The 20,724-nt window shown below is 50.2% G+C and carries 21 protein-coding genes and 1 other annotated feature; of the genes, 4 read left to right on the top strand and 17 right to left on the bottom strand.

The features are described from left to right. Positions 1-6: 6 nt before the first annotated feature. The gene (locus LDO05_RS06450) at positions 7-609 is read right to left on the bottom strand and encodes a ComEA family DNA-binding protein (RefSeq protein ID WP_251378039.1); all 603 of its coding nucleotides are present in this window, start codon (positions 607-609) and stop codon (positions 7-9) included. Between the two features lie 112 nt (positions 610-721). Between LDO05_RS06450 and comER the strand changes: the two genes are divergently transcribed. Then, positions 722-1,561 (top strand): late competence protein ComER, encoded by an 840-nt coding sequence (gene comER, locus LDO05_RS06445; protein WP_251378038.1) that lies wholly within the window; start codon positions 722-724, stop codon positions 1,559-1,561. On the opposite strand, the gene leuS is transcribed toward comER, so the two are convergent. After that, positions 1,558-3,999: a leucine--tRNA ligase gene (leuS, locus tag LDO05_RS06440; RefSeq protein WP_251378037.1), complete on the bottom strand. Its 2,442-nt coding sequence runs from the start codon at positions 3,997-3,999 to the stop codon at positions 1,558-1,560. The two genes, comER and leuS, sit on opposite strands and share 4 nt — an antisense overlap. A 107-nt stretch (positions 4,000-4,106) precedes the next feature. Next, positions 4,107-4,363, bottom strand: a binding site (T-box leader). A 194-nt stretch (positions 4,364-4,557) separates the two neighbouring features. On the opposite strand from leuS, the gene LDO05_RS06435 reads away from it, so the two are divergent. Then, positions 4,558-4,869, top strand: a complete 312-nt coding sequence (locus tag LDO05_RS06435; RefSeq protein WP_251378036.1) for an ArsR/SmtB family transcription factor — start codon at positions 4,558-4,560, stop codon at positions 4,867-4,869. Positions 4,870-4,913: 44 nt separating this feature from the next. Here the strand turns inward: LDO05_RS06435 and LDO05_RS06430 are convergent, their stop codons facing one another. The 13 genes from LDO05_RS06430 to spoVAE all read right to left on the bottom strand — a co-directional run bounded on the left by LDO05_RS06430 (position 4,914) and on the right by spoVAE (position 16,260). After that, positions 4,914-5,687 (bottom strand): class I SAM-dependent DNA methyltransferase, encoded by a 774-nt coding sequence (locus LDO05_RS06430; protein WP_251378633.1) that lies wholly within the window; start codon positions 5,685-5,687, stop codon positions 4,914-4,916. Positions 5,688-5,713: 26 nt separating this feature from the next. Beyond that, positions 5,714-6,631: a CvfB family protein gene (locus tag LDO05_RS06425; protein ID WP_251378035.1), complete on the bottom strand. Its 918-nt coding sequence runs from the start codon at positions 6,629-6,631 to the stop codon at positions 5,714-5,716. Continuing rightward, positions 6,628-6,975: a ribosome silencing factor gene (gene rsfS / locus LDO05_RS06420; protein ID WP_251378034.1), complete on the bottom strand. Its 348-nt coding sequence runs from the start codon at positions 6,973-6,975 to the stop codon at positions 6,628-6,630. Before rsfS ends, LDO05_RS06425 begins: the two co-directional genes overlap by 4 nt. Before the next feature lie 44 nt (positions 6,976-7,019). Further along, a complete protein-coding gene (gene yqeK / locus LDO05_RS06415; RefSeq protein WP_251378033.1) occupies positions 7,020-7,589 on the bottom strand; it encodes a bis(5'-nucleosyl)-tetraphosphatase (symmetrical) YqeK in 570 nt (189 codons plus the stop codon). After that, positions 7,570-8,166: a nicotinate-nucleotide adenylyltransferase gene (locus LDO05_RS06410; protein ID WP_251378032.1), complete on the bottom strand. Its 597-nt coding sequence runs from the start codon at positions 8,164-8,166 to the stop codon at positions 7,570-7,572. The genes yqeK and LDO05_RS06410 overlap by 20 nt, the downstream gene beginning before the upstream one ends. A gap of 21 nt (positions 8,167-8,187) precedes the next feature. Beyond that, the gene (yhbY, locus tag LDO05_RS06405) at positions 8,188-8,484 is read right to left on the bottom strand and encodes a ribosome assembly RNA-binding protein YhbY (RefSeq protein WP_251378031.1); all 297 of its coding nucleotides are present in this window, start codon (positions 8,482-8,484) and stop codon (positions 8,188-8,190) included. 54 nt (positions 8,485-8,538) lie between these two features. Beyond that, positions 8,539-9,408: a shikimate dehydrogenase gene (locus LDO05_RS06400; RefSeq protein ID WP_251378030.1), complete on the bottom strand. Its 870-nt coding sequence runs from the start codon at positions 9,406-9,408 to the stop codon at positions 8,539-8,541. A 62-nt stretch (positions 9,409-9,470) separates the two neighbouring features. Next, positions 9,471-10,598: a ribosome biogenesis GTPase YqeH gene (gene yqeH / locus LDO05_RS06395; protein WP_251378029.1), complete on the bottom strand. Its 1,128-nt coding sequence runs from the start codon at positions 10,596-10,598 to the stop codon at positions 9,471-9,473. Next, entirely contained in the window at positions 10,598-11,122 is a 525-nt protein-coding gene (locus LDO05_RS06390; protein ID WP_251378028.1) for a YqeG family HAD IIIA-type phosphatase, read from the bottom strand. Before LDO05_RS06390 ends, yqeH begins: the two co-directional genes overlap by 1 nt. A 111-nt stretch (positions 11,123-11,233) precedes the next feature. Continuing rightward, positions 11,234-13,444, bottom strand: a complete 2,211-nt coding sequence (locus tag LDO05_RS06385; RefSeq protein WP_251378027.1) for a DUF4129 domain-containing transglutaminase family protein — start codon at positions 13,442-13,444, stop codon at positions 11,234-11,236. Continuing rightward, the gene (locus tag LDO05_RS06380; RefSeq protein ID WP_251378026.1) at positions 13,437-14,639 is read right to left on the bottom strand and encodes a DUF58 domain-containing protein; all 1,203 of its coding nucleotides are present in this window, start codon (positions 14,637-14,639) and stop codon (positions 13,437-13,439) included. The genes LDO05_RS06385 and LDO05_RS06380 overlap by 8 nt, the downstream gene beginning before the upstream one ends. Positions 14,640-14,682: 43 nt before the next feature. Beyond that, entirely contained in the window at positions 14,683-15,639 is a 957-nt protein-coding gene (locus tag LDO05_RS06375; protein WP_251378025.1) for an AAA family ATPase, read from the bottom strand. 270 nt (positions 15,640-15,909) lie between these two features. Beyond that, positions 15,910-16,260, bottom strand: a complete 351-nt coding sequence (gene spoVAE, locus LDO05_RS06370; RefSeq protein ID WP_251378024.1) for a stage V sporulation protein AE — start codon at positions 16,258-16,260, stop codon at positions 15,910-15,912. Positions 16,261-16,715: 455 nt separating this feature from the next. Here spoVAE and LDO05_RS06365 point away from each other — a divergent pair, with 455 nt between their 5' ends. Continuing rightward, the gene (locus LDO05_RS06365) at positions 16,716-17,789 is read left to right on the top strand and encodes a M42 family metallopeptidase (RefSeq protein WP_251378023.1); all 1,074 of its coding nucleotides are present in this window, start codon (positions 16,716-16,718) and stop codon (positions 17,787-17,789) included. Positions 17,790-18,191: 402 nt separating this feature from the next. Here the strand turns inward: LDO05_RS06365 and LDO05_RS06360 are convergent, their stop codons facing one another. Both LDO05_RS06360 and LDO05_RS06355 read right to left on the bottom strand, forming a co-directional pair. After that, on the bottom strand, positions 18,192-19,394 hold the full coding sequence (locus tag LDO05_RS06360; protein ID WP_251378022.1) for an MFS transporter: 1,203 nt from the start codon (positions 19,392-19,394) through the stop codon (positions 18,192-18,194). A 42-nt stretch (positions 19,395-19,436) separates the two neighbouring features. After that, entirely contained in the window at positions 19,437-20,045 is a 609-nt protein-coding gene (locus LDO05_RS06355) for a hypothetical protein (RefSeq protein ID WP_251378021.1), read from the bottom strand. A 264-nt stretch (positions 20,046-20,309) separates the two neighbouring features. On the opposite strand from LDO05_RS06355, the gene LDO05_RS06350 reads away from it, so the two are divergent. Beyond that, positions 20,310-20,651, top strand: a complete 342-nt coding sequence (locus tag LDO05_RS06350; RefSeq protein ID WP_251378020.1) for a MerR family transcriptional regulator — start codon at positions 20,310-20,312, stop codon at positions 20,649-20,651. Positions 20,652-20,724: the final 73 nt, after the last annotated feature.

Genomic DNA, 20,724 nt, shown 5'->3' with positions numbered 1-20,724 from the left:
TCCTGTCTACAGCCCGATGTAAGGCTTCATTTTTTCAAGCATTTTTGGACCGATGCCCTTAACCTTGGTCAAATCAGCCACCTTAGTGAAGGCACCATGCTGATTGCGGTAGTCGACAATGGCGGCCGCCTTCTTGGCCCCAATCCCCGGTATATTCTGAAGCTCTTCGAGCCCTGCAGTATTGATATTGACCGATCCAGCCGGCTCAGAAGGCCCGCTTGCTTCCGAACTGCTGTCTTGAGCTGACGGGGGCTGGCTTGCCGCTGCTGCTGTGCTCAGGGCCCCCGTTGAACTCCCGTCAGCACTGCTCTTCGCTGCCTTGGGAACATCCTTGGCCTGATCCATACTATGATCCCTTACCTTAGTCTGGATCATGGTCTGATCTTGGGTCTGATCTTTGGGTTGATCTTGGGCCTGATCTCTGGCCCGCCCCTCATCCTTAGTCTTCTCCGGGCCTTCATGCGATTGCAAGGCCTTGGCTGCCTGTGTATTTACCGGGGCCCAGCCCTCAAGACCGGCAGGCGGCCTTGCTCCTACGGCAAGCAGCATCAGACCTGCTCCTACCGCAGCTGATACTACAACTGTTCCAACCCACTTTCTGTATACCATTCATCCAGCTCCAATCTCAAATCTATAAACTCATAGTCATGAACATCTATCTCAGCTGCATACATTGTTAACGACGAAGCCGCGCCTTCGCGCAGAAGGAGAGATCTCATTGATGCGAATAGGATTTATCGGAACAGGAAGTATGGGAAGTCTATTAATTGAGTCATTTCTGCGTTCCGGAGCACTGCAGCCTCGGCAGATTACGGCAACCAGCCGCACACTAACCCGGACAGAACGGCTTTCGGCCAAGTATCCGGGTCTTCAAGCCGTCAGCAGCAATGTTCAGACTGTGCTTCAGAGCGACATTATATTTCTGTGTGTGAAACCCTTGGAGTTCCCGGATGTCCTCACCGAAATCAAGGAATCCCTAAACTCGCAGCAAATTATTGTATCCATAACGAGCCCGGTCCGGATCAGCCACCTCGAGGGCATTCTTCCATGTAAAGTAGCCAAAATCGTGCCGAGTATCACCCACGCCGTCCTAAGCGGCGCTTCACTTTGCATGTATGGGCAGCGCATACTCCCCGAAGACAGGCTGCTGCTTGAGCAGCTCATCTCTTCGGTGGGCACCCCGGTATTGATTGAAGAAGATCATGTCCGCGCCGCTTCAGATATCTCGAGCTGCGGTCCGGCTTTCCTGGCATTCATATTCGGGCTCTGGGCCGATTCGGCTGCAGAACTAAGCGGGCTGCAGAGAGCAACCGCTGTACACCTGGGCGCAGAAATGCTGCTTGGTACAGGACGCCTTCTCACCGAGGGTGGCTACTCACTGGAACAGCTTATCCAGCGCGTAGCCGTTCCTGGAGGTGTAACCGCGGAAGGCCTTTCCGTACTCAAGCAGCATTTAATTTCGGTATTCCCTGAGTTAATCCAGACGACTGCCCATAAGCATGAGCATGACCTGGCTAAGCTTGATACGAGCTTCAGCCAGCAGGAGCAAAGGGATGATTAACCGACAACGATATTTACGAGCTTGCCAGGCACTGCGATCACTTTACGGACCGACTTGCCTTCAATTGCGCGCTTAACATTAGGAAGCTCCAGAGTGAGCTCCTGCATGGCAGCCTGATCCAGATCCTTGGCAATTTTGGCACGTTCCACAATCTTGCCATTAACCTGAACAACAATCTCCACCTCGGCATCCACAGTCCAAGCCTCATCATAAGATGGCCATGCTACATAGCTTACACTGTCTTCGTGACCAAGACGCTGCCACAATTCCTCAGCAATATGCGGAGCAAGCGGGGACAACAGCTGTACGAAGTTAGCTGCCGCTTCTCTAGGAACGACATCTGTCTTATAAGCTTCATTGATGAAAATCATCAACTGGCTGATAGCCGTATTGAACCGAAGTCCTTCAAGATCCTCTGTGACTTTCTTGATCGTCTTATGCCAGGTGCGCTTGAATTCCTCGCTGCCTTCTCCATCCACAATCTTGGAACTGAGTCCGCCGTCCTCTCCGATGAACAGACGCCATACACGGGAGAGGAACCGGTAAGTTCCCTCAACTCCATTCGAATTCCAAGGCTTGGTAGCTTCAAGCGGACCCATGAACATCTCGTAGATACGGAGTGTATCCGCTCCATATTCATTCACAATCTCGTCCGGGTTAATGACGTTCCCGCGAGATTTACTCATCTTCTCATTATTAGTCCCAAGAATCATACCCTGGTTAACCAGCTTATGGAACGGTTCTTTGGTAGATACGACCCCGAGGTCATAGAGAACCTTGTGCCAGAAGCGGGCGTACAGCAAATGCAGCACGGCGTGCTCAGCGCCACCAATGTACAGATCAACCGGCAGCCATTCCTTCTGCTTCTCCGGCGAGCACAACTCTTGGTCATTGTGCGGATCTATGAACCGGAGGTAGTACCAGCAGCTTCCTGCCCACTGCGGCATTGTGTTCGTCTCCCGGCGTGCCGGCAGACCTGTCTCCGGGTCTATGGTGTTCACCCACTCCGTCACATTCGCCAGTGGTGATTCCCCTGTTCCTGACGGCTTGATCTGATCCACCTCAGGCAGGACAAGCGGAAGCTGATCTACAGGAACAGGCTTCATAGTTCCGTCTTCCAGATGCAGAATCGGAATCGGCTCGCCCCAGTAGCGCTGACGGCTGAACAACCAGTCACGCAGACGATAGGTGACTTTGCCTTTGCCTTTCCCCTGTTCTTCCAGCCAGGCGATAGCTTTCTTAATCGCTTCCTCGTTATTCAATCCATTCAGGAATTCGGAATTGACATGCGCTCCGTCACCGGCGTAAGCTTCCTTGCTGATGTCACCGCCTGATACCACCTCGAGAATTGGCAGATTGAACTGCTTGGCAAATTCATAATCGCGTTCATCATGAGCCGGAACAGCCATAATGGCGCCTGTACCATAACCTGCAAGTACATAATCAGCAATCCAGATTGGCACCTTGGCCCCATTAACCGGATTAATCGCATACGCTCCTGTGAACACACCTGTCTTTTCTTTGGCCAGATCCGTACGCTCCAGATCACTCTTCCGCGCCGCCTGCTCCTGATACGCCTTCACAGCTTCGCGGTGGTCGCCCGTTGTAATCACATCGACAAGTGCGTGCTCTGGAGCCAGAACCGCATAACTGGCCCCGAACAAGGTATCCGGACGGGTTGTGAACACGGTCAAGGACTCCGTCTGTCCTTCAATAGCAAAGTCGACCTCCGCGCCTTCGGATTTGCCGATCCAGTTGCGCTGCATGTCTTTGATGCTCTCTGACCAGTCAAGCTCCTCCAGATCCTCAAGCAGACGCTCAGCATATTCAGTAATCTTAAGAACCCATTGACGCATCGGCTTGCGGATAACCGGGTGTCCACCGCGCTCACTCAGCCCGTCAATAACTTCCTCATTAGCAAGTACTGTGCCCAGAGCCGGGCACCAGTTCACCGGTACTTCTGCGACATAGGCAAGCCCTTTGTTATAGAGCTGGATAAAAATCCACTGTGTCCATTTATAATATTCGGGGTCTGTCGTGCTGATCTCCCGATCCCAATCGTAGGAGAAGCCAAGCGACTTAATCTGGCGGCGGAAATTATTAATATTCTTCACTGTGATATGACGCGGATGCTCACCTGTATCCAGCGCATGCTGCTCAGCGGGAAGGCCAAAAGCATCCCAGCCCATTGGATGAAGCACATTATAGCCGCGCATCCGCTTGTAACGGGAGACGATATCCGTTGCTGTATAACCTTCCGGGTGACCTACGTGTAGACCTGCGCCTGAAGGATACGGGAACATATCCAGTGCGTAGAATTTGGGCTTCCCAGCATCCTCCCGTGTCTTGAACGTCTGGTGCTCATCCCAGTAAGCCTGCCACTTTGGCTCAATCGCCTGCGGATGATAGACGTGATTATTACCATTGTTGTCTGCCATGAAATAAGATCCTCCTTGGATTGCACTTCTGAAATCTGAATTCATTTCGGGTATTCACAGTGAGTTAATTGTCACAAAAAAACCTCTCAATCCATAGCGTTATTACCGCTAGGGACGAGAGGAATATTCCCGTGGTACCACCCTAGTTAGCGCGTCAACATGCTTTGTTCTGCGCTCACTCTAGCACCCTTAACGCGGGTGTAACGATGTATGTTCACCGGAATAAAGGCAATAATCTGCCCGGATTCCCGGCTTGCATCATGACTCCGAGGCGAGTTCATTACAGTCTGATCAACCGGTTCGCACCACCACCGGCTCTCTGAGTGATTAGGTCTGAATTACTGATCCTCATCATAGCTTAAATATCCAATTTTATTAACAATTATTATATTCATAACTGCGCTTATAGTCAATGCCAGGTATGTCGGCAGATCCTCAGCTACTGACAGCATTACGACTATTATTATATTCGCAGAGGCTTTTATTCACTGCTGAACAAGATTTCTATACTTCCAGGAATTCCTTTGACAAGTCGGGAAGAACAAATATAATGAATCCATGGATTACTTGACTATATTTAAAGCCCTAGCGAACGAAACCCGGCTGCAGATCCTGCTGTGGCTAAAAGAACCGGAGCTGAACTTCCCAAGTGCGGCTCCCCTCGCAGATGAGCATGATTTCAAAGATGCAATCTGTGTCGGCAAGATTCAGGAGAAGGCGGGCATGTCCCAGTCCACTACGTCCCAGTACTTGTCCCTGCTGCAGCGTTCAGGTCTGTTGGAAGCCAGACGCATAGGCCAGTGGACTTACTACCGCAGGAATGAAGACACTATTCAACAATTAGCTGAATATATTGGAAAGGAGCTCTAAACAAACAGCCGGTCATCCCGAAGATGACCGGCTGTTTGGATATATTATTTTACCGCCACAAAAAATAGTCTTGCCGCATCCTCGCCAGCTTCGACCCATTCGAAATCAGCATAATAATTCACTTGTGAGAAGCCGCATTTCGTGAGCTCCACCTTAATCCATTCCGGATCATAAGCACGCTGAACATGCGTCTCTTCAAATCTGCGGTACACATCGGAGCCCATCTCCTGTTCACGCGCAAATATCGTCAGATGATGCTCGATCTCATTGCGGTATGCATCCCGCTCGCAGGTCCAGATATAGGAGACGGACTTCTCGTCCCAAATGAACGGCTGATCCTCCTCATACCGCTTCAGGGTGTTCGGATGATGAACATCGAATAGGAATGTCCCACCCTGCTTCAATCCTTCGAAGGTACGCTTAAATGTCCGAGTAAGATCCTCCTGCTCAAGCAAATAATTGATACAATCACAGAATGAGATTACGGAGTCTACAGGCTCCGGCATCACCCATTCTCTCATATCCTGCTGTACCCAGCGTACGGATCCATCCCGCAGAAGTCTGCCGCCGCGCGGGGTCTGCTCCATCTTGCGGCGGGCCACCGCCAGCATGTCCGGAGACAAATCCATCCCTGTTACATCAAATCCCGAGTTAACCAGGGGTATGGTGATACTCCCGGTTCCGCAGCCAAGCTCAACGACTGTTCTCGGCATCCCCAGCTTCTCCCAGGCTGTTCTTGCGAACCGGATCCAGTCCGGGTAGGGCATATCTTCCATCAGTTCGTCATACACATACGCGAATTTGCGATATGATGCCATCAATCAACACCGCTTTCCATAGAAGCTTAGGCTGTGCCGTCTCCGTCACTTGTGTCATTGGCTGCTGTGTCCTTAATGAGATAAGTCCAGTTCTCTTCCTGACGGATCTTGCCTTCCTTCAACAGCTTGCCCATGGCGCGCTTGAACGCGGACTTGCTAATTCCGAACCGCTGCTTGATAACATCCGGAGGAGTGGCGTCTGAGTAAGGCATGCCTCCTCCGGGCCGGCTCTCCAGGTATTCAAATATCCGGTCGGCATCCTCATTGCGGCCGATTTCTTTTCGCGGGGCCATAGACAGGTTCACCCGTCCATCCTCCCGAATATGAGCCACACGCACGTTCACACGTTCACCCAGACGCAGCAGCCTGCTGCGTTCAGAGGAGTGGATCATCCCAATCGCACCAAAACCAAGAACACCGCCCTGAACAACGACGAACGTACCCATCTGCAGAGGCTTGTATACGACAGCTTCCAGCCACTGATTATTCCATGTTGTAGGTGCGTGAAAAGCCAGCGGAGCAAGCTCCTGCTCACCAGCCAGCTTCGCCTTGAGTCTGCCCTGCTTGTCATGCTCCATAATTACATAGACTTGGTCACCTACGCGGGGTTGAAGCTCCGGCAGCTCCGGCAGCTCCCGGATCGGAAGCAGCAGCTGCCGGCCCAGCCCCATCTCCAGGAAGCATCCCAGCCTTGGATGAACATCGGCTACTTCAAGAAGTGCAAGTTCTCCAAGAGTAAGGTAAGGCGTCTTCATGGTGGCGGCCAGCCGGTCCTCCGTATCATAGAACAGGAACACATCAACCGTATCCCCGGGCTCAACCTTGCGGGTAAGCTCCGTGTAATGCAGCAGCACATCCTCAGAACCATAACTTAAAAAGAAACCGTAGGGCGAGACCTCCCTGTCAATCATCAGAGAGACAATCGTACCCGCAATCAGACTCATACCGTCTCCACCACTTTAGCATCTGACCATAGACGCTCTATATTGTAATATTCACGTTCATCGCGGTGGAAGATATGCGCGACCACGTCACCAAGATCCATCAATACCCACCGGGCCGAATCCATACCTTCAATCCCGCGAATCGTAGCGCCGGCTTCCTGAGCGCGCTTGCGGATCTCAGTCGCAATAGACTGGACCTGCGTATCCGAGTTCCCGTGACAAATGACGAAATAGTCCGCGATCAGGGAGATTCCCTTCAAATCAAGCGCGACAATGTTGGCCGCCTTCTTGTCATCCGCAGCCTCTATAGTTATGTTAAGCAGTTCATTTGGACTTACTGTCATTCATTTACCTCCTAATGTTTTGAAATCAGCTTAGTGTCTTATCTTCACTTGATGTACCGAATAAGATCATTACGCGATAGAACGGTAAGCGGATAGATCACCTTTCTCTTCTCAAGAAGAAAATGGATCGTAGAATCCAGCCCGGCGATCAGCCCTTCTTCAAGGCTATGATTTGCCAGTTCCCTTATATTATTCACACCCGGATAATCCCTCCCGGGTTCAATATAATCAGCCAGACAAATCACCTTGTCCAGCAGAGTCATGCCAATCCGGCCTGATGTATGATAACGGATCGCATCCAGAATCTCTTCATCCTCAATTCCGTAATCCCGCTTGGCCACGAACGCGCCAACCTCGGCATGCCACAGCTGCTTGTCATTGCCGAGCAGGTCCTGATTCAGATGATTCTCGCGAATAACCTGCTCCTGCTTCTCGATTGGCCAGAACTTTGCCACATCATGCATAAGCGCGGCCAGGTCCGCCTTCTGCGGATCGGCTCCGTACCGCTTGGCAAGCTCTACAGCAGACTGCATGACCCCTTCCGTATGCTTCCAGCGCTTCTCCGGCATTTGTCCGGATACCGCCCTGATCAGTTCATCCCGGCTGTATCGCATAGATTCCGCTCCTTCTCATGTATTCATATACACTTTCAGGTACCATATAGCGAACTGACTGTCCCTGGGCTACTCGTCTACGGATCAGACTGGACGAGATATCCACAAGCGGCATCTCAGCCAGAAGAACGGCGTCTTCAATAAATTGGGGCAGCGTATCCAGATCCAGCATACTTCCCGGTCTTTGGAGGCCGATGAATTTGAGCATGTTCACCAGCTCGTCGATCCCCTCCCATTTCGGGAGATAATTGATCATATCCGCTCCGATAATGAAATAAAACTCAATATCCGGATGCAGCCCCTTTAACTCCTTCATGGTATCAATCGTATAGGAAATTCCGCCGCGTACAAGCTCAATATCCAGCGGCTTGAAGGCGGGATTGCCCGCAATCGCTTCCGCAACCATCTCAAGCCTCATCTGCCCGCTCACTCCGGCCTGCCGCTTGTGCGGCGCCAGATGAGAGGGCATGAACCAGACCTCTTCAAGTCCGAACTGGTCCCTGGCTGCCTCCGCCACGAGCAGATGGCCGACATGAATCGGATCGAACGCTCCGCCCATGATCCCGATTTTTCTCATGATCCAACCATCCTTTTCGCCTTAATTCTTGGGAAGCTCGATTTGTTTGTTCTCCCGTGATTCCTTATAGAGCACAATGGTTCTGCCGATTACCTGAACCAGCTCGGCGCCTGAATCCGCTGCCAGCTCTTCCCCGATTTGCTTCGGGTCATCCAGACAATTATTGAGCACGGATAACTTGATCAGCTCCCGGGTCTCAATGGCATCGGTAATATGGCGGATAATTTGTTCGTTGGTACCGCCTTTTCCAACCTGAAAGATCGGCTGCAAGTGGTGCGCTTGACTGCGCAAGAAACGTTTTTGTTTGCCTGTAAGCATATGTTGTTCTAACCCCTTAGATGGCCGTTAACCGGCCCATATTCAAATTTTTAATTATAATGTACCCTGTAAGCTTCGAAGTACCGCTTCCCTCATCAGAACTACCGGAGCTTCAAGACCAGTCCAATATTCAAAAGCATACGCTCCTTGATAGATGAACATGCCAAGTCCGCTGTGTGTGCGGCAGCCCCTAGCCTCAGCCTGGCGAAGCAGTTCGGTCTGCAGCGGATTATAGATGAGATCACTTACAACAATCCCTTCCGGAATCCACTCTGGATTCATCGGGATGTCGCTTACGGCCGGATGCATGCCGACCGAGGTGGTATTGATCAGCACATCGGCATTCTTCAACGATGCTTCAATGCTGTCATTCCCACAACCAATCAAATTCCCAAGCCCGGACCATTCTCCGGCAAGCTGCTTGGCGGTGTCCGGTGTCCGGTTCGCCACAATGATCTGTGCGGGCGACTCTTGAAGAAGTGCATGGATAATGCCTCTTGCTGCCCCTCCCGCTCCAAGGACAAGAATCGTCTTACCCTTAAGATCAGGCACAGCCTCTTCCTTCAAGGACCGGACATAACCAATTCCGTCCGTATTGTATCCGGTAAGCACACCGTTATTATTAACAATGGTATTCACCGCGCCGATCCGGCGGGCTCCTTCATCGAGTTCATCCAGAAGGTCCATCACGTTCACTTTGTGCGGGACCGTCACATTCACTCCGCGAAATCCAAGCGCTCTTACTCCCTCAATGGCCTGAGTTAAATACTCAGGCTTCACGTGCAGAGGCACATAGCTTCCTGGCAAAGAGACGGCGCGTAAGGCCGCTTCATGCATAACAGGAGACTTGGAGTGCGCAATGGGATCTCCCATTACACCTAATAACAGCGGTCCGCTTGAAGAATAACCGATCTCCTTGCTCATAAGGCAACCTCCCGAAATATATGAATTGAACATAAGGTTCACTTCACATGACATTGCATTACTTAGATCAAGGATGGACGTAGCAGCACCTTAATCCCTTTCGGTACATGGACGGCTACCACCGCGCCTGACTCCCCATTAATCTTGATCCAGCCAAGTCCGGAAATGAATATATCGTTCCGGGCTCCCCGCGGAATCCGGAATTCATGTCTTGTCCAGTCCGGCAGCTTGTTAATCTCGTCACGGTTCGGAGGAGATAACATCTCACCCGCATGCTTCTCGAACAGCTCATCCGCCCTCTCCAGCTTCGTACGGTGAATCGGCATCTTGCCGCTGACAAAACAGGTGAAGGATTGATGGTCACCTTGAATGAAATCAAAGCGGCCGAATCCGCCGAAGTACAGGGTCTGCCCCTCATTAAGCTGATAGACGATAGGCTTGAGCGGCTTGTCCGCCATAATGACGGACAGGTCGCCTGGTCCAACGAGTTCACTATAGCGTGAAGGATACATAATCCCTGGCGTATCAATAATATACTGTCCGTCATCCAGCGGGATATTAACCATGTCCAGGGTGGTGCCCGGATAACGTGAAGTGGTCAGTTCCTGCTCCAGATCACTATAATCACGTATCAAACGGTTGATAAGCGTGGATTTGCCCACGTTGGTAGCTCCTACGACATAGACATCCCGGTCGCCCCGATACTGTTCCACGGCTTCCAGAAGCCGGTCAAACCCCTTGTTCTGCTTCGCACTGCAGAAGATGATATCCTGTGTTCTCAGTCCGAGCTCTTTGGCCTGCTTCTGTACCCAGTTGAGCAGCTTATTCCAATTGGTTACCTTGGGAAGCAGGTCGATCTTATTCACGGCAAGCAGCACCGGGTTGGCACCCACAAAGCGCTGCAAACCGCCAATTACACTGCCCTCAAAATCAAAAATATCCACAATGTGGATGACAAGCGCATCCTTCTCGCCAATCTGACTGAGCAGACGCAGGAATTCATCCTGCTCCACCGTTACAGAAGAGGATTCATTATAATTCTTGATTCTGAAGCAGCGCTGGCAAATGACCGGTTCACGTTCCAATGCCTGCACTGGAAGGTAACCGGGCTTGTTCACATCCTCATTCTGCAGCTTCACGCCGCATCCGCTGCACTTTCTCCCTTCCGGGATAAGCGGTCCTTCTGTCATTATTTCTTGTCCTCCTCGGTCCATACTCCAACTTTACGCAAGCGCCTTTGAACAATCCGTTCTACCCGGCGGTTGAACCGGGTGACGAAGCCCTCATCTTCAAGGGCAATCGGCTGAACAAGCACCGTATACAGGCCCATCCGGTTCCCCCCGTAGACATCGGTAAGAAGCTGATCTCCGACTACAACCGTTTCACTCGGCTTATATCCGAGCAGACCCAAGGCCTTATGAAAAGGTATGTTAGATGGCTTCCTGGCTTTGTGAATGAATTCAATATTTAAAGGGGTGGCAAACGAAGACACCCTTCCCAAATTATTGTTTGACACGATCACAAGTTTAAAACCATGCTGCTTTACTTTTTCAAACCATTCTACAAGAACGGGCGTTGCCAAAGGTTCCTTCGCACCTACAAGCGTATTATCCAGGTCCGTAATGATGGCCCGGTAGCCTGCTGCGTACAGCCCCTCCAGATCAATATCAAACACCGTATTCACCCGCAGTTTGGGCATCAACTTCTCAAACAAGTTACGTCACCTCAGTTTCTACGACAAACTATACCATAATCTTTCTTTATAGTAAAAAAGAAACGCCCCGGGAAGCCTGCTCCCCAAGGCATTATGATTCAAGTAACTTGATTAGTGCGAATAGGTCTTCTTCAAAGATCGGCTCATGTTGTGCAGCAGACCCTGAAGAGCTCTCCAGTCCTGCTCTGTGACAGCATGCGGACTGTACTTGGCCTTCTCAAATTGCAGCAGCAGCTCATCAAATGACGCGGCCATGTCCGGAGCATTACCCTTCCATCGGGCAATCGCTTCGCGAAGGGTCTCATGGTCTTCTCTGGTGAAGCCCCTTCTCTTCATAAAGCTAAGCCAGCGGCCTGTCTCCACAACAACCTTTTCTCCGGATGTCAGTTCACGGCCTTGTCTCAGCCGCAGATATGCATAATACAGAGTGCTGCGGTATTTCCACACCAGGAACCCGCCCACAATGAACAGAACACCTGCCGCTATCCATAGGAACGTATGAATGAACACACGATTTGCCGAACGCGCTGACTCTTCCTCAGAATCCATATCCTCCGGTTCTGCGGTAACCGGCTTCGAAAGAGTGTTATTCAACTCATCATCAGCCACGTTCATAGGCGCATCAAACCCGGGAGTTGCTTCAAAGGTAACCCAGCCATAATCTTCGCCAAAGTATACTTCGGCCCAGGAATGGGCATCCGCATTGGTTACTACATATGGACCTGTCGGTACACTGGTCAGATTCTCCGGACCTTGAAATTGCTGATGTCCTGTAGAGAAGCCCTTCACCCATCTGGCGGGCATCCCGACCGAACGGGCCATGGTCACCATGGAGGTGGAGAAATAGTCACAGTAGCCTGCTTTGATATCGAACAGAAAGCCTTCCACCAGATCTTCATGGACTTTGCGCGACAAGTCCGGCGTGTTGGTGTACGTATAATTTGTCTTTAGATAGTTCTGCAGCAGCACCATTTTCTCATAAGGGGTCTTCCCCTTCGCCGTCACCCGCTCGGCAAGCTCTCTTACACTGTCAGGAAAGTCAGGATTTAATTGCAAATACTTATCTTCCACTCCATCCGGGTACAGGGAGTCATAATCAGATGACCTCAGCTCCCTCAACGGAATAATCGGTATCTCGGATTTCACTTGGTATATGGAAGGATATCCGGCACTCTTCGGATTTTTGTCAAAGCCCTCCCACGTCACAGAGCTATCCCCCGGATGCCATCTCGCTATTGGACCTTTGGCCTTCTCCTCTTTATTAAGCAGTGTGATCTTCGAAATGGAGTAGGCTCCGAACAGCACCGGATAGCTTCGCTTGCCGGTCATTACAACTGTCTGTACCACTGGCTCGGTCTTCACCTTCTTACCCAGCCTGTTGTCGTGCACGGACTGATCCAGAATATTTGAAGAGTCATTCGCATGCCCCTCATGGAGAGCCCAGCCTGTTCCTGTATAGAGATCACGCGTCTCTCCCCGCCAATAAGCCGCCTTCGATGAAGTCACAGACATGACGTAGCTGTAGTCAAACGTGAATCCGCCGCCAAGCTTCGAATCATCCCTGCTGTATCCGGAAGCGGATTGCCCTTCCTTCTTATCGGCTTCCTCCGCCTTGCCATATTTATTCTCTCTGGATTTCAACCATGCCGAGTATGGATCGGTCAGCACCGGTGACACCTCAGGCATGCTGACTCCGAGCAGCAAAACACAGCAGAATACTACCACAACATTCGCAAGGACTTTGAACGGATACAGCCGCAAGTGGCTCCAGCCCCGCGGATATTTAATCTGATACCGGTGGAAATGAAAGCTGACCAGCCAGCCAAGTCCCGCGAAGACCGTCCAGGCCACTTGTGGCCACAAATAATAGCTGGTGAACGAGTCGAGGATGGCGAAGGTTATAATATTCATCCCCGTAAAGAGAAGGATAAACCCGCGATAGCTCGCAAGCCGGATCGCAAGCTCAAACAATCCCCAGGCAGGCAGAGAGAACCAGATATAAGGGTCCAGGCTCTTCAGGAACTTGATGACATTACCGGGAATCAAAGGCCCGTCTGCAACAAAAACAGAATAAGAAGATAACACCCAATAATGAATAATGACGATGGCGGCAACCTTAACTCCCCACTTGAGCCACCTGTTAAAAGGCAGCAGGGCCTCCGCTGCGGCCGAAGCAATCAAAACATACAGAACAAGCACCGAGGTCTCGTTGTACCAGATCGGCTTAACGAAATGAATCCACTGGACAGACATAATCATGACCCAAATAATACAAAGAATAAAATACCATGAGTACTGTACTTTGCCTAACCTGTTAAACATAGCGTCCTCCTCTCATGGACACAGGAAGCTCCTGTAGAGAAGGAACAACGATTCCCCGCAAGCCTTGCTGACGTAAGGAAGCCAGGACTTGTTCGTTCTGCGGAGCTTCACCGATCAAGATATGGTAAGGGGACATCTGGTTGGACTTCGCCCACTGCAAGGTCTCCAGGATTTCTTTGTCTGCCCGTGAACTAATAAGCACAAAGAAAGTACTTGGTGCGAACAATTCCCTTCTCCCGGCCAGCCTATCTCTCAGATGGCCCTGACCATCCGCCTTGATGTCCACCAAATGCTGTATCATCCGCTGACGCCCTTCAGCATGATCTGTTGGAAGAAATCCTGTGAAGCGGCTTCCCACTGTGCACATCCCGATACTCATACGTTCTCTCGCGCTGTAATCCAGCAAGGAGGCTACAGTAGATACGGCAAGCTCGAATTCTGCCGGGTCTGGATAACTGCCTTGACTGGCGTCGAGTACCATTACTGTCTTCGGGAGAGACTCATGTTCAAATTCTTTGGACTTCCAGCTCCCTGTCTTCGCAGTAGCATTCCAGTGGATCCTGGACAAGCGGTCCCCATAGACATACTCTCTGACTCCATTGATTTGAGTCGTCTCACGCCGGGACAGGGACAACGCATTCTCCGGACCTGCGAACCGGGAGTTGCGGTCGGTCAAATGCCAATATGGAATAAATACGGTTCTCGGCAGCACATAGAATTCACCTTTGAAATCAAACTTGCGCGAATGCTTGATAAGACCGAAGATGTCCTCGGCACTGCATTCGGTCTCCGCAAAAGTATATCTGCCCCGCTCCAGCGGCGGTGTCTGGAAAGAGATCTGTGCTCCCGAACGAAACCTCGGAATTACACTTTCTTCAAAGGCCCAAGAACTGCCGCTGTGCCGCTTCAATGTTTCACGTACAACAATAAATGGATGCGGCGCCCAGCCGCCATGCTCCAGATTCAGCTTGACCTGCACCTGATCCCCGGCCTGCATCTGGCCTCCCGGCCCGCCTTCCATGGACAGGGATCTTGATCCGCTTATTTTCCTTAGACCGATCCAGCTGCTGAGCGCCCAGTATACCATCAGAATTGAGACCATCATTAGCAGCATAATGGAGGTTTTGCCTCCTTGAAACAAGGTGTATACCAGACATACCAGCCATAATACAGCCGGTCTCCATAGTCGCTTCATCCCTGACCCTCCTTCTAAAGCCAACAAGCTTTGATTCACAAGCTTATCGCTCCACAGAAACCGGGACGTCGACTTGTCTGAGAATGTTCTGCAATACAGTATCCGTGTTCAGGCTGTCCAGCCTAGCTTCAGGCCGGAGCAAAATCCGGTGGCCCAACACATAGGGAACCAGGATTTTGATATCATCAGGAAGTACATAACTGCGTTCATTCAGGAATGCATACGCTTTCACCGCATTAAGAAATGCCAGGGAAGCCCTCGGGCTGGCGCCAAGCAGCACGCCTTCATATTCGCGGGTACGACGCACAATCTCCAGCAGATAATTCAGCACGGCATCATCAATATGCACAAGCCGAATTTCCTCTTGTATACGGGCAATTTCGTCCATGTGGGTCACAGGCTCAAGCTGATCCACAGGCTGTCCCTTCTGGTGGGAGTGCAGCATGGTTCTTTCGGTACTCTCATCAGGGTAACCCATGCGCAGCTTCATCATGAAACGGTCCAGCTGAGCCTCGGGAAGCATATAAGTGCCTTCGAAATCAATCGGATTCTGGGTCGCACACAGCATAAAAGGATTCGGCAGTCCATAGGTTACCCCGTCCACTGTCACATTCCGCTCTTCCATAACCTCAAGCAGGGCCGACTGCGTCTTTGTTGTAGCCCTGTTAATCTCATCTGCAAGAAGGATATGAGTCATTACAGGACCTGGCCGAAAGACGAAGCGCTCTTCCTGGGGATGAAATACGGATACCCCCGTAATATCGCTTGGCAGAATATCCGGATTACACTGGATTCTGCGGTATTCCCCATTCATGGATCTGGCCAGGGCCTTGATCAGCTGGGTTTTGCCCGTTCCTGGCACATCTTCAATCAGGACGTGCCCTCCCGCAAAAAGCGCGGTCAACAATAGCTTTATTTCAAAGGATTTACCTAATATACATGATTCCAGATTCACTCGGATAGCTGTTGCAGCTTGCACGGATTCTCTCATCAACGTCATGCCTGACTTTCCCCCTCATCAAAATGTTCACAAAATAACAATAAACTTTAAGCCTGTATATATCTTCCTATTGTACATGATGAGATGGGCCTGCGTATAGTTCCTTCGATTTCTTAATAACAGCCAAAAAAAAGAAACCACTCTCTTGAAAATGGAAGTAATGGAACACAACCAATCTTCAAAAAAGGGTTTCTCTTATCCACGCGTTCGTGTCATCCATGCCGTTGTGAACGCGATACCTTATGGACATCTCTGTGCCGAGCAGGCTTCTTATCCTCTGGGACGAACCAACAATGCGGCAAAGAACGAGAATATAATCGCAGAGGAGATCCCCGCGCTTGTCACTTCAAATATACCCGCAACAATCCCGATCCAGCCCTCCTTGTTGAGCTCTGTCATCGCCCCATGAACAAGCGCGTTCCCGAAGCTGGTAATCGGTACCGAAGCCCCGGCACCTGCAAATTTGATCAATGGATCGTACCAGCCGAATGCATCCATAAGGGCTCCAATGACCACCAGAGTACTCATTGTATGGGCCGGAGTAAGCTTGAACAGGTCGAACATAAGCTGACCCACTACACAAAATAAACCTCCGATGATAAATGCCCAGAGAAATATCATCTGATCCTGCCCCTTTCATAGGTTAATCCATACATATCATCGATCCAGGATATGTGTGTGAGCCAAGCGCATTAGCAGCGCGGCTGAGCTCGTCCCCCTCATTATTTGTTGCAGTGCGGATTGTTATGATTGGTAAATCATCCATATGCCAAAGTTAAAATAAAGAAGAACAGCCTCCGGCAGGAGACTGTTCAGTACCTGTTCAGTACATCAGCAGCAGGCGAGATTGCCTCTCGAAAAAATAGAGCACGATAACAAGCAAAATGAACAGCAGACAGATCATAAGCAGTTGCTTCAACTGGACAATTGTCATAAGACTCCCCCCAAGCAGGACCTTACACATCGTATGCTGGCTGAGGAGTTCTGTGCATGTTATAACCCTTGAGCTCATCAACTCGACAAGGCTTACATCGTAGTTCATACTAGAAATATTGAACGAAAGGGGAATACTCGATATGAATGAACACACACTTGAGCTATTTCGCACCTTGACTGAATTCCCTTCAGCACCTGGCTTTGAGCGGGAGCTTCGCGGCTTCGTGAAAGAGCGGCTCTCTTCCTATACCGAAGAGTTCGTGCAGGATCGCTTGGGCAGTCTATTCGGTGTCCTCCGCGGAGACGAACAAGGACCTAAAGTTATGGTTGCAGGACATATGGATGAAGTAGGGTTCATGGTTACAGGCATCACTCCTAACGGGATGATTACCTTCCAGCCTCTCGGCGGATGGTGGAGCCAAGCCGTGCTTGCCCAGCGGCTTCAGATTATTACACCCCAGGGACGGATCGTCGGGGTAGTCGGCTCTATTCCGACTCACCTGCTCGATGACGCTCTGCGCAGCAAGCCCGTAGACCTCAAAACGATGTATTTGGATATTGGTGCGGACAGTAAGGAGGAGGCTGAGAGCTTCGGCGTCCGTCCTGGACAACAGATTGTGCCCATCTGTGAATTCACCCCTCTCGCCAATCCGAAGAAGATTATGGCCAAAGCCTGGGATAACCGCTATGGAGTGGGTCTAGCCATTGAACTGATGGAGGCACTTCATCAGGAGAAGCTGCCTAATGTGCTGTATGCAGGGGCTACGGTTCAGGAAGAACTGGGCCTTCGCGGGGCGCGTACCTCGGCGAATCTGATTCAGCCGGATATCTTTTTCGGGCTGGATGCAAGTGCAGCAAACGATATGACCGGGGACAAACGTCAATTCGGCCAGTTGGGCGAGGGGGCGCTGCTGCGCATACTCGACCCTACCATGCTGACCCATCGGGGCTTGGTTGAATATGTACAAGACACCGCGGATACCCACAAGATCAAATACCAGTACTTCGTATCCCCGGGCGGTACGGATGCCGGTCAGGTCCATCTTAGCGGAATTGGGGTCCCTTCTACGGTTATTGGTGTCTGCTCACGCTATATTCACACCTCGTCGTCCATTCTTCATACCGACGATTATGCGGCAGCCAAGGAGCTGTTGATCAAGCTGGTTCGCGGACTGGACCGGACGACCCTGAACACAATCCTGGAGCGAAGCTAAGTTCTGAACTTGAGACAGACTGTGCCTTTGGCAGCAGTATTTATTCCGAATTGCGGAAGCGACTTGCAAATAACCTTATGCGGCATCGTATTTTCTCACCCATTTGGTGTAAGCATATTATCATGAAAATTATGTTTTGAACCTTCCCTTTAGAGTCTCTTAGGTTTTGCCGGGTGGATGGCACAGCCAGAGACTTCTCTCGCCAAAGCCTTAGAGGGCGGAATCAAGATATCATCACAAACAAGGAAGTGCCGTTGATTAAGCGGCACTTCCTTGTTTGCACTTATGAACAGGCTGCACGTACAGCAGCACGTCATATCGGCTTTCAGAGAGCGGTCATGCACGGCTTTCGGACCCGGCATGCCGCTCGCAGAACAGCATCAGCAGAACGGACACGTTAACCTAAGTCTCTTCTCCGCTGCGCAATTGTGCGACTGGCCCCACTTTTCCTGATTCTCGGAGTAAGGGTTTATGATAAAACGTATATAAGGCTGCGACAAAAGCCAGCATAACAATGGCTCCGCCAAACCAAGCATTATACGCTCCGGATGAAGTACGATGAATCACAATCCCACCGATGGCCGATCCAGCTGCGATACCCGCATGCAGGGCGGAAAAGTTAAAGCTCTGTTGAATTTCTGATGTTTCCGGTGCCGTTTCGATCAGATAACTTTGCTGTGCAGGAGCCAATGCCCAGCTTGACGCCCCCCAAATAAAGATCAGCACAACAAATAGAGGGATTAGCGAAGCTGAAAACGGCAAAATAAACAGAGGCAGTGAAAACACGCCGACGATGATCAAAATACTCCGCTTCACGCCGATAGTATCCGATAATATACCGCCGATCATACCGCCTGCCACGGCCGAGGCACCGAAGAAAAAGTAAACAATACTGATCCAGGAGGCCCCCATATGCATGATGTTTTCCAGAAATGGCGTGAAATAGGCATATAGCGTATAGTGTCCCGCCATCATAAGCAGCGTAACTACATGAGCCCCTGCAACCCGTATATTCTTCAGTGAGGTAAGCTGCTGACGGAGCGGCATCACGTGCTGCGGCTCAATCGGCGTCATGAGTTTATATACAACAAGCATGGTCAACAAGGCAAAAACGGCAATGAACAGAAACAGGACACGCCAGCCAAACCGGTCGGCTGCCAGAACGCCCAGAGGAAGGCCGAGTACGATGGACGAGCTCATGCCCATCGATATGACACCAAGTACACGAGCTCGGAACTTTTCCGGAACGGATCTTACGGCAATGGTCAGCGACAAGGTTGTAATCAAAGAGCCGCTGGCCGCCGTAACAAAACGTGAAATCAGCAGGACACCAAAATTCGGGCTCCAAAAAGCAAGCAGGCTTCCGAGGACAAAAACAACCAATGACCATAAATACAGCTTACGGCGCTCGGCCTTGGACGTCAGTGCGATAAGTACAGGACCAGATATGGCATATACAAGGGCATAAGCTGTAATGAGCTGACCGGCCGTACTGACAGGGACGCTTAGGTCACCGGCAATTTGCGGCAGTACACCGCCTATGATCAATTCCACAAGACCGACGGTGAAGGCAGCAATCGTCAGTACGAGAACTTTAATTTTCATAAGGTGAACTTACTCCTTTTCCACATAGTCAATCGAGGAGTACTACGATAACGTGTGATTCTCTTGCTCAAGCCAACTATCGTGGAGCCATTTTTCCGTAACTCTGCCTCCCTCCCAGATGATTCCCTGTTCAAACGTGATCAGTTGTCCCCCGGGGCCAAATATAACCCAGGCATAATTTTGCTCATCTCTTAAATAGCATTTGTATTTCATTCCAGTCACGATCACTTCCTCATGGTCCCCATCGCGGTTCTTAACATGAATCGTTTCTTGATGAAGATCGGTCCATTTATGTTCCAGCCGTTCAAACAGCCCTGGCTCTATTTTGTTCAAAAAAGATTTAGCCAGCTCTTCCGTTTCCTCCTTGGAGGGAAGGTTGCCGTATGAGAGACTCGCGTCCATCCAAGTGATTCCGAGAAGCTTATGATTATTTTTCTGCACAACAAAGGAGTAATGCTCTCCACCTAAGCCACTATTGTCTCCTGAATCTTTCTCATAACGAACAACCCATACATCGTTGCTATTCTGTTGTTGGCATTGTACATGCCTCAAAGCATAACCATCAGGTACAGATACAAGTTCCAACATCCGCTTCAATACTTGGCGATACTCCTGCTCATCTATCACATTTTCTACTGCCGCATGATCCATGTTCTACACCTCATCTATTTTTTTCTTCAAGCTCTAAGATCGTCGACCTTATCCATCGGACTGTTTTATAAATGATGTCGAGTTAATTCATACAATCTGCCAAGCCTAATTGCCCCCCTCTCCTCAGTAAATTAAAAATATTTAATGTAATATTTCTTCGCAAATTGTAACATATCTACAATTTAAGTCAATAATATAACTAAAGTTGTTAACAGCATTCACATATTGTAGACTAATTACAATAATTGAATTCAAAGGGTGAACATGATGAAAGAATCAATAGATCCTATGCTTGATCTGGCCTTGTTAAAAAAATTAGTCATTGGCATAGGCGAAGTGTCCGATATAACGGGGGTTCCGCAGCGGCAAATTCGATATTGGGAAGAAAAAGGCGTGATCCACTCTGTAAAAGAGGGTGAAGGATCGACCCGAAAATACGACTATATGAGCATTAAGAAAATTATTCTGGTAAAAGAACTGCTTGATGATGGTTTCACCTTGGATGCAGCGGCAAAAAGAGTTGAGGAGCGGATAAAAACGATTGACGAGGTATTTCAAGCGCTGGGAGAACGAATAGAGATGAATAAGGACAAGAAATCAGATTGATAAATCTGCTTGTTTGTTACATTGATTGTGTGCGCTTGTAATATTCGGGTTTATAAAGAAAGACCTTGGCACC

Origin of the sequence: Paenibacillus sp. YPG26, from assembly GCF_023704175.1 — a bacterium.
Lineage (GTDB): Bacteria > Bacillota > Bacilli > Paenibacillales > Paenibacillaceae > Fontibacillus.
This window is presented reverse-complemented; position numbering and strand designations above follow the sequence as displayed.

Coding starts and splice junctions, on each gene's coding strand:
- LDO05_RS06450 (WP_251378039.1), bottom strand. CDS start 609: ATGGTATACAGAAAGTGGGTTGGAACAGTTGTAGTATCAGCTGCGGTA.
- comER (WP_251378038.1), top strand. CDS start 722: ATGCGAATAGGATTTATCGGAACAGGAAGTATGGGAAGTCTATTAATT.
- leuS (WP_251378037.1), bottom strand. CDS start 3,999: ATGGCAGACAACAATGGTAATAATCACGTCTATCATCCGCAGGCGATT.
- LDO05_RS06435 (WP_251378036.1), top strand. CDS start 4,558: ATGGATTACTTGACTATATTTAAAGCCCTAGCGAACGAAACCCGGCTG.
- LDO05_RS06430 (WP_251378633.1), bottom strand. CDS start 5,687: ATGGCATCATATCGCAAATTCGCGTATGTGTATGACGAACTGATGGAA.
- LDO05_RS06425 (WP_251378035.1), bottom strand. CDS start 6,631: ATGAGTCTGATTGCGGGTACGATTGTCTCTCTGATGATTGACAGGGAG.
- rsfS (WP_251378034.1), bottom strand. CDS start 6,975: ATGACAGTAAGTCCAAATGAACTGCTTAACATAACTATAGAGGCTGCG.
- yqeK (WP_251378033.1), bottom strand. CDS start 7,589: ATGCGATACAGCCGGGATGAACTGATCAGGGCGGTATCCGGACAAATG.
- LDO05_RS06410 (WP_251378032.1), bottom strand. CDS start 8,166: ATGAGAAAAATCGGGATCATGGGCGGAGCGTTCGATCCGATTCATGTC.
- yhbY (WP_251378031.1), bottom strand. CDS start 8,484: ATGCTTACAGGCAAACAAAAACGTTTCTTGCGCAGTCAAGCGCACCAC.
- LDO05_RS06400 (WP_251378030.1), bottom strand. CDS start 9,408: ATGAGCAAGGAGATCGGTTATTCTTCAAGCGGACCGCTGTTATTAGGT.
- yqeH (WP_251378029.1), bottom strand. CDS start 10,598: ATGACAGAAGGACCGCTTATCCCGGAAGGGAGAAAGTGCAGCGGATGC.
- LDO05_RS06385 (WP_251378027.1), bottom strand. CDS start 13,444: ATGTTTAACAGGTTAGGCAAAGTACAGTACTCATGGTATTTTATTCTT.
- LDO05_RS06380 (WP_251378026.1), bottom strand. CDS start 14,639: ATGAAGCGACTATGGAGACCGGCTGTATTATGGCTGGTATGTCTGGTA.
- LDO05_RS06375 (WP_251378025.1), bottom strand. CDS start 15,639: ATGACGTTGATGAGAGAATCCGTGCAAGCTGCAACAGCTATCCGAGTG.
- spoVAE (WP_251378024.1), bottom strand. CDS start 16,260: ATGATATTTCTCTGGGCATTTATCATCGGAGGTTTATTTTGTGTAGTG.
- LDO05_RS06365 (WP_251378023.1), top strand. CDS start 16,716: ATGAATGAACACACACTTGAGCTATTTCGCACCTTGACTGAATTCCCT.
- LDO05_RS06360 (WP_251378022.1), bottom strand. CDS start 19,394: ATGAAAATTAAAGTTCTCGTACTGACGATTGCTGCCTTCACCGTCGGT.
- LDO05_RS06355 (WP_251378021.1), bottom strand. CDS start 20,045: ATGGATCATGCGGCAGTAGAAAATGTGATAGATGAGCAGGAGTATCGC.
- LDO05_RS06350 (WP_251378020.1), top strand. CDS start 20,310: ATGATGAAAGAATCAATAGATCCTATGCTTGATCTGGCCTTGTTAAAA.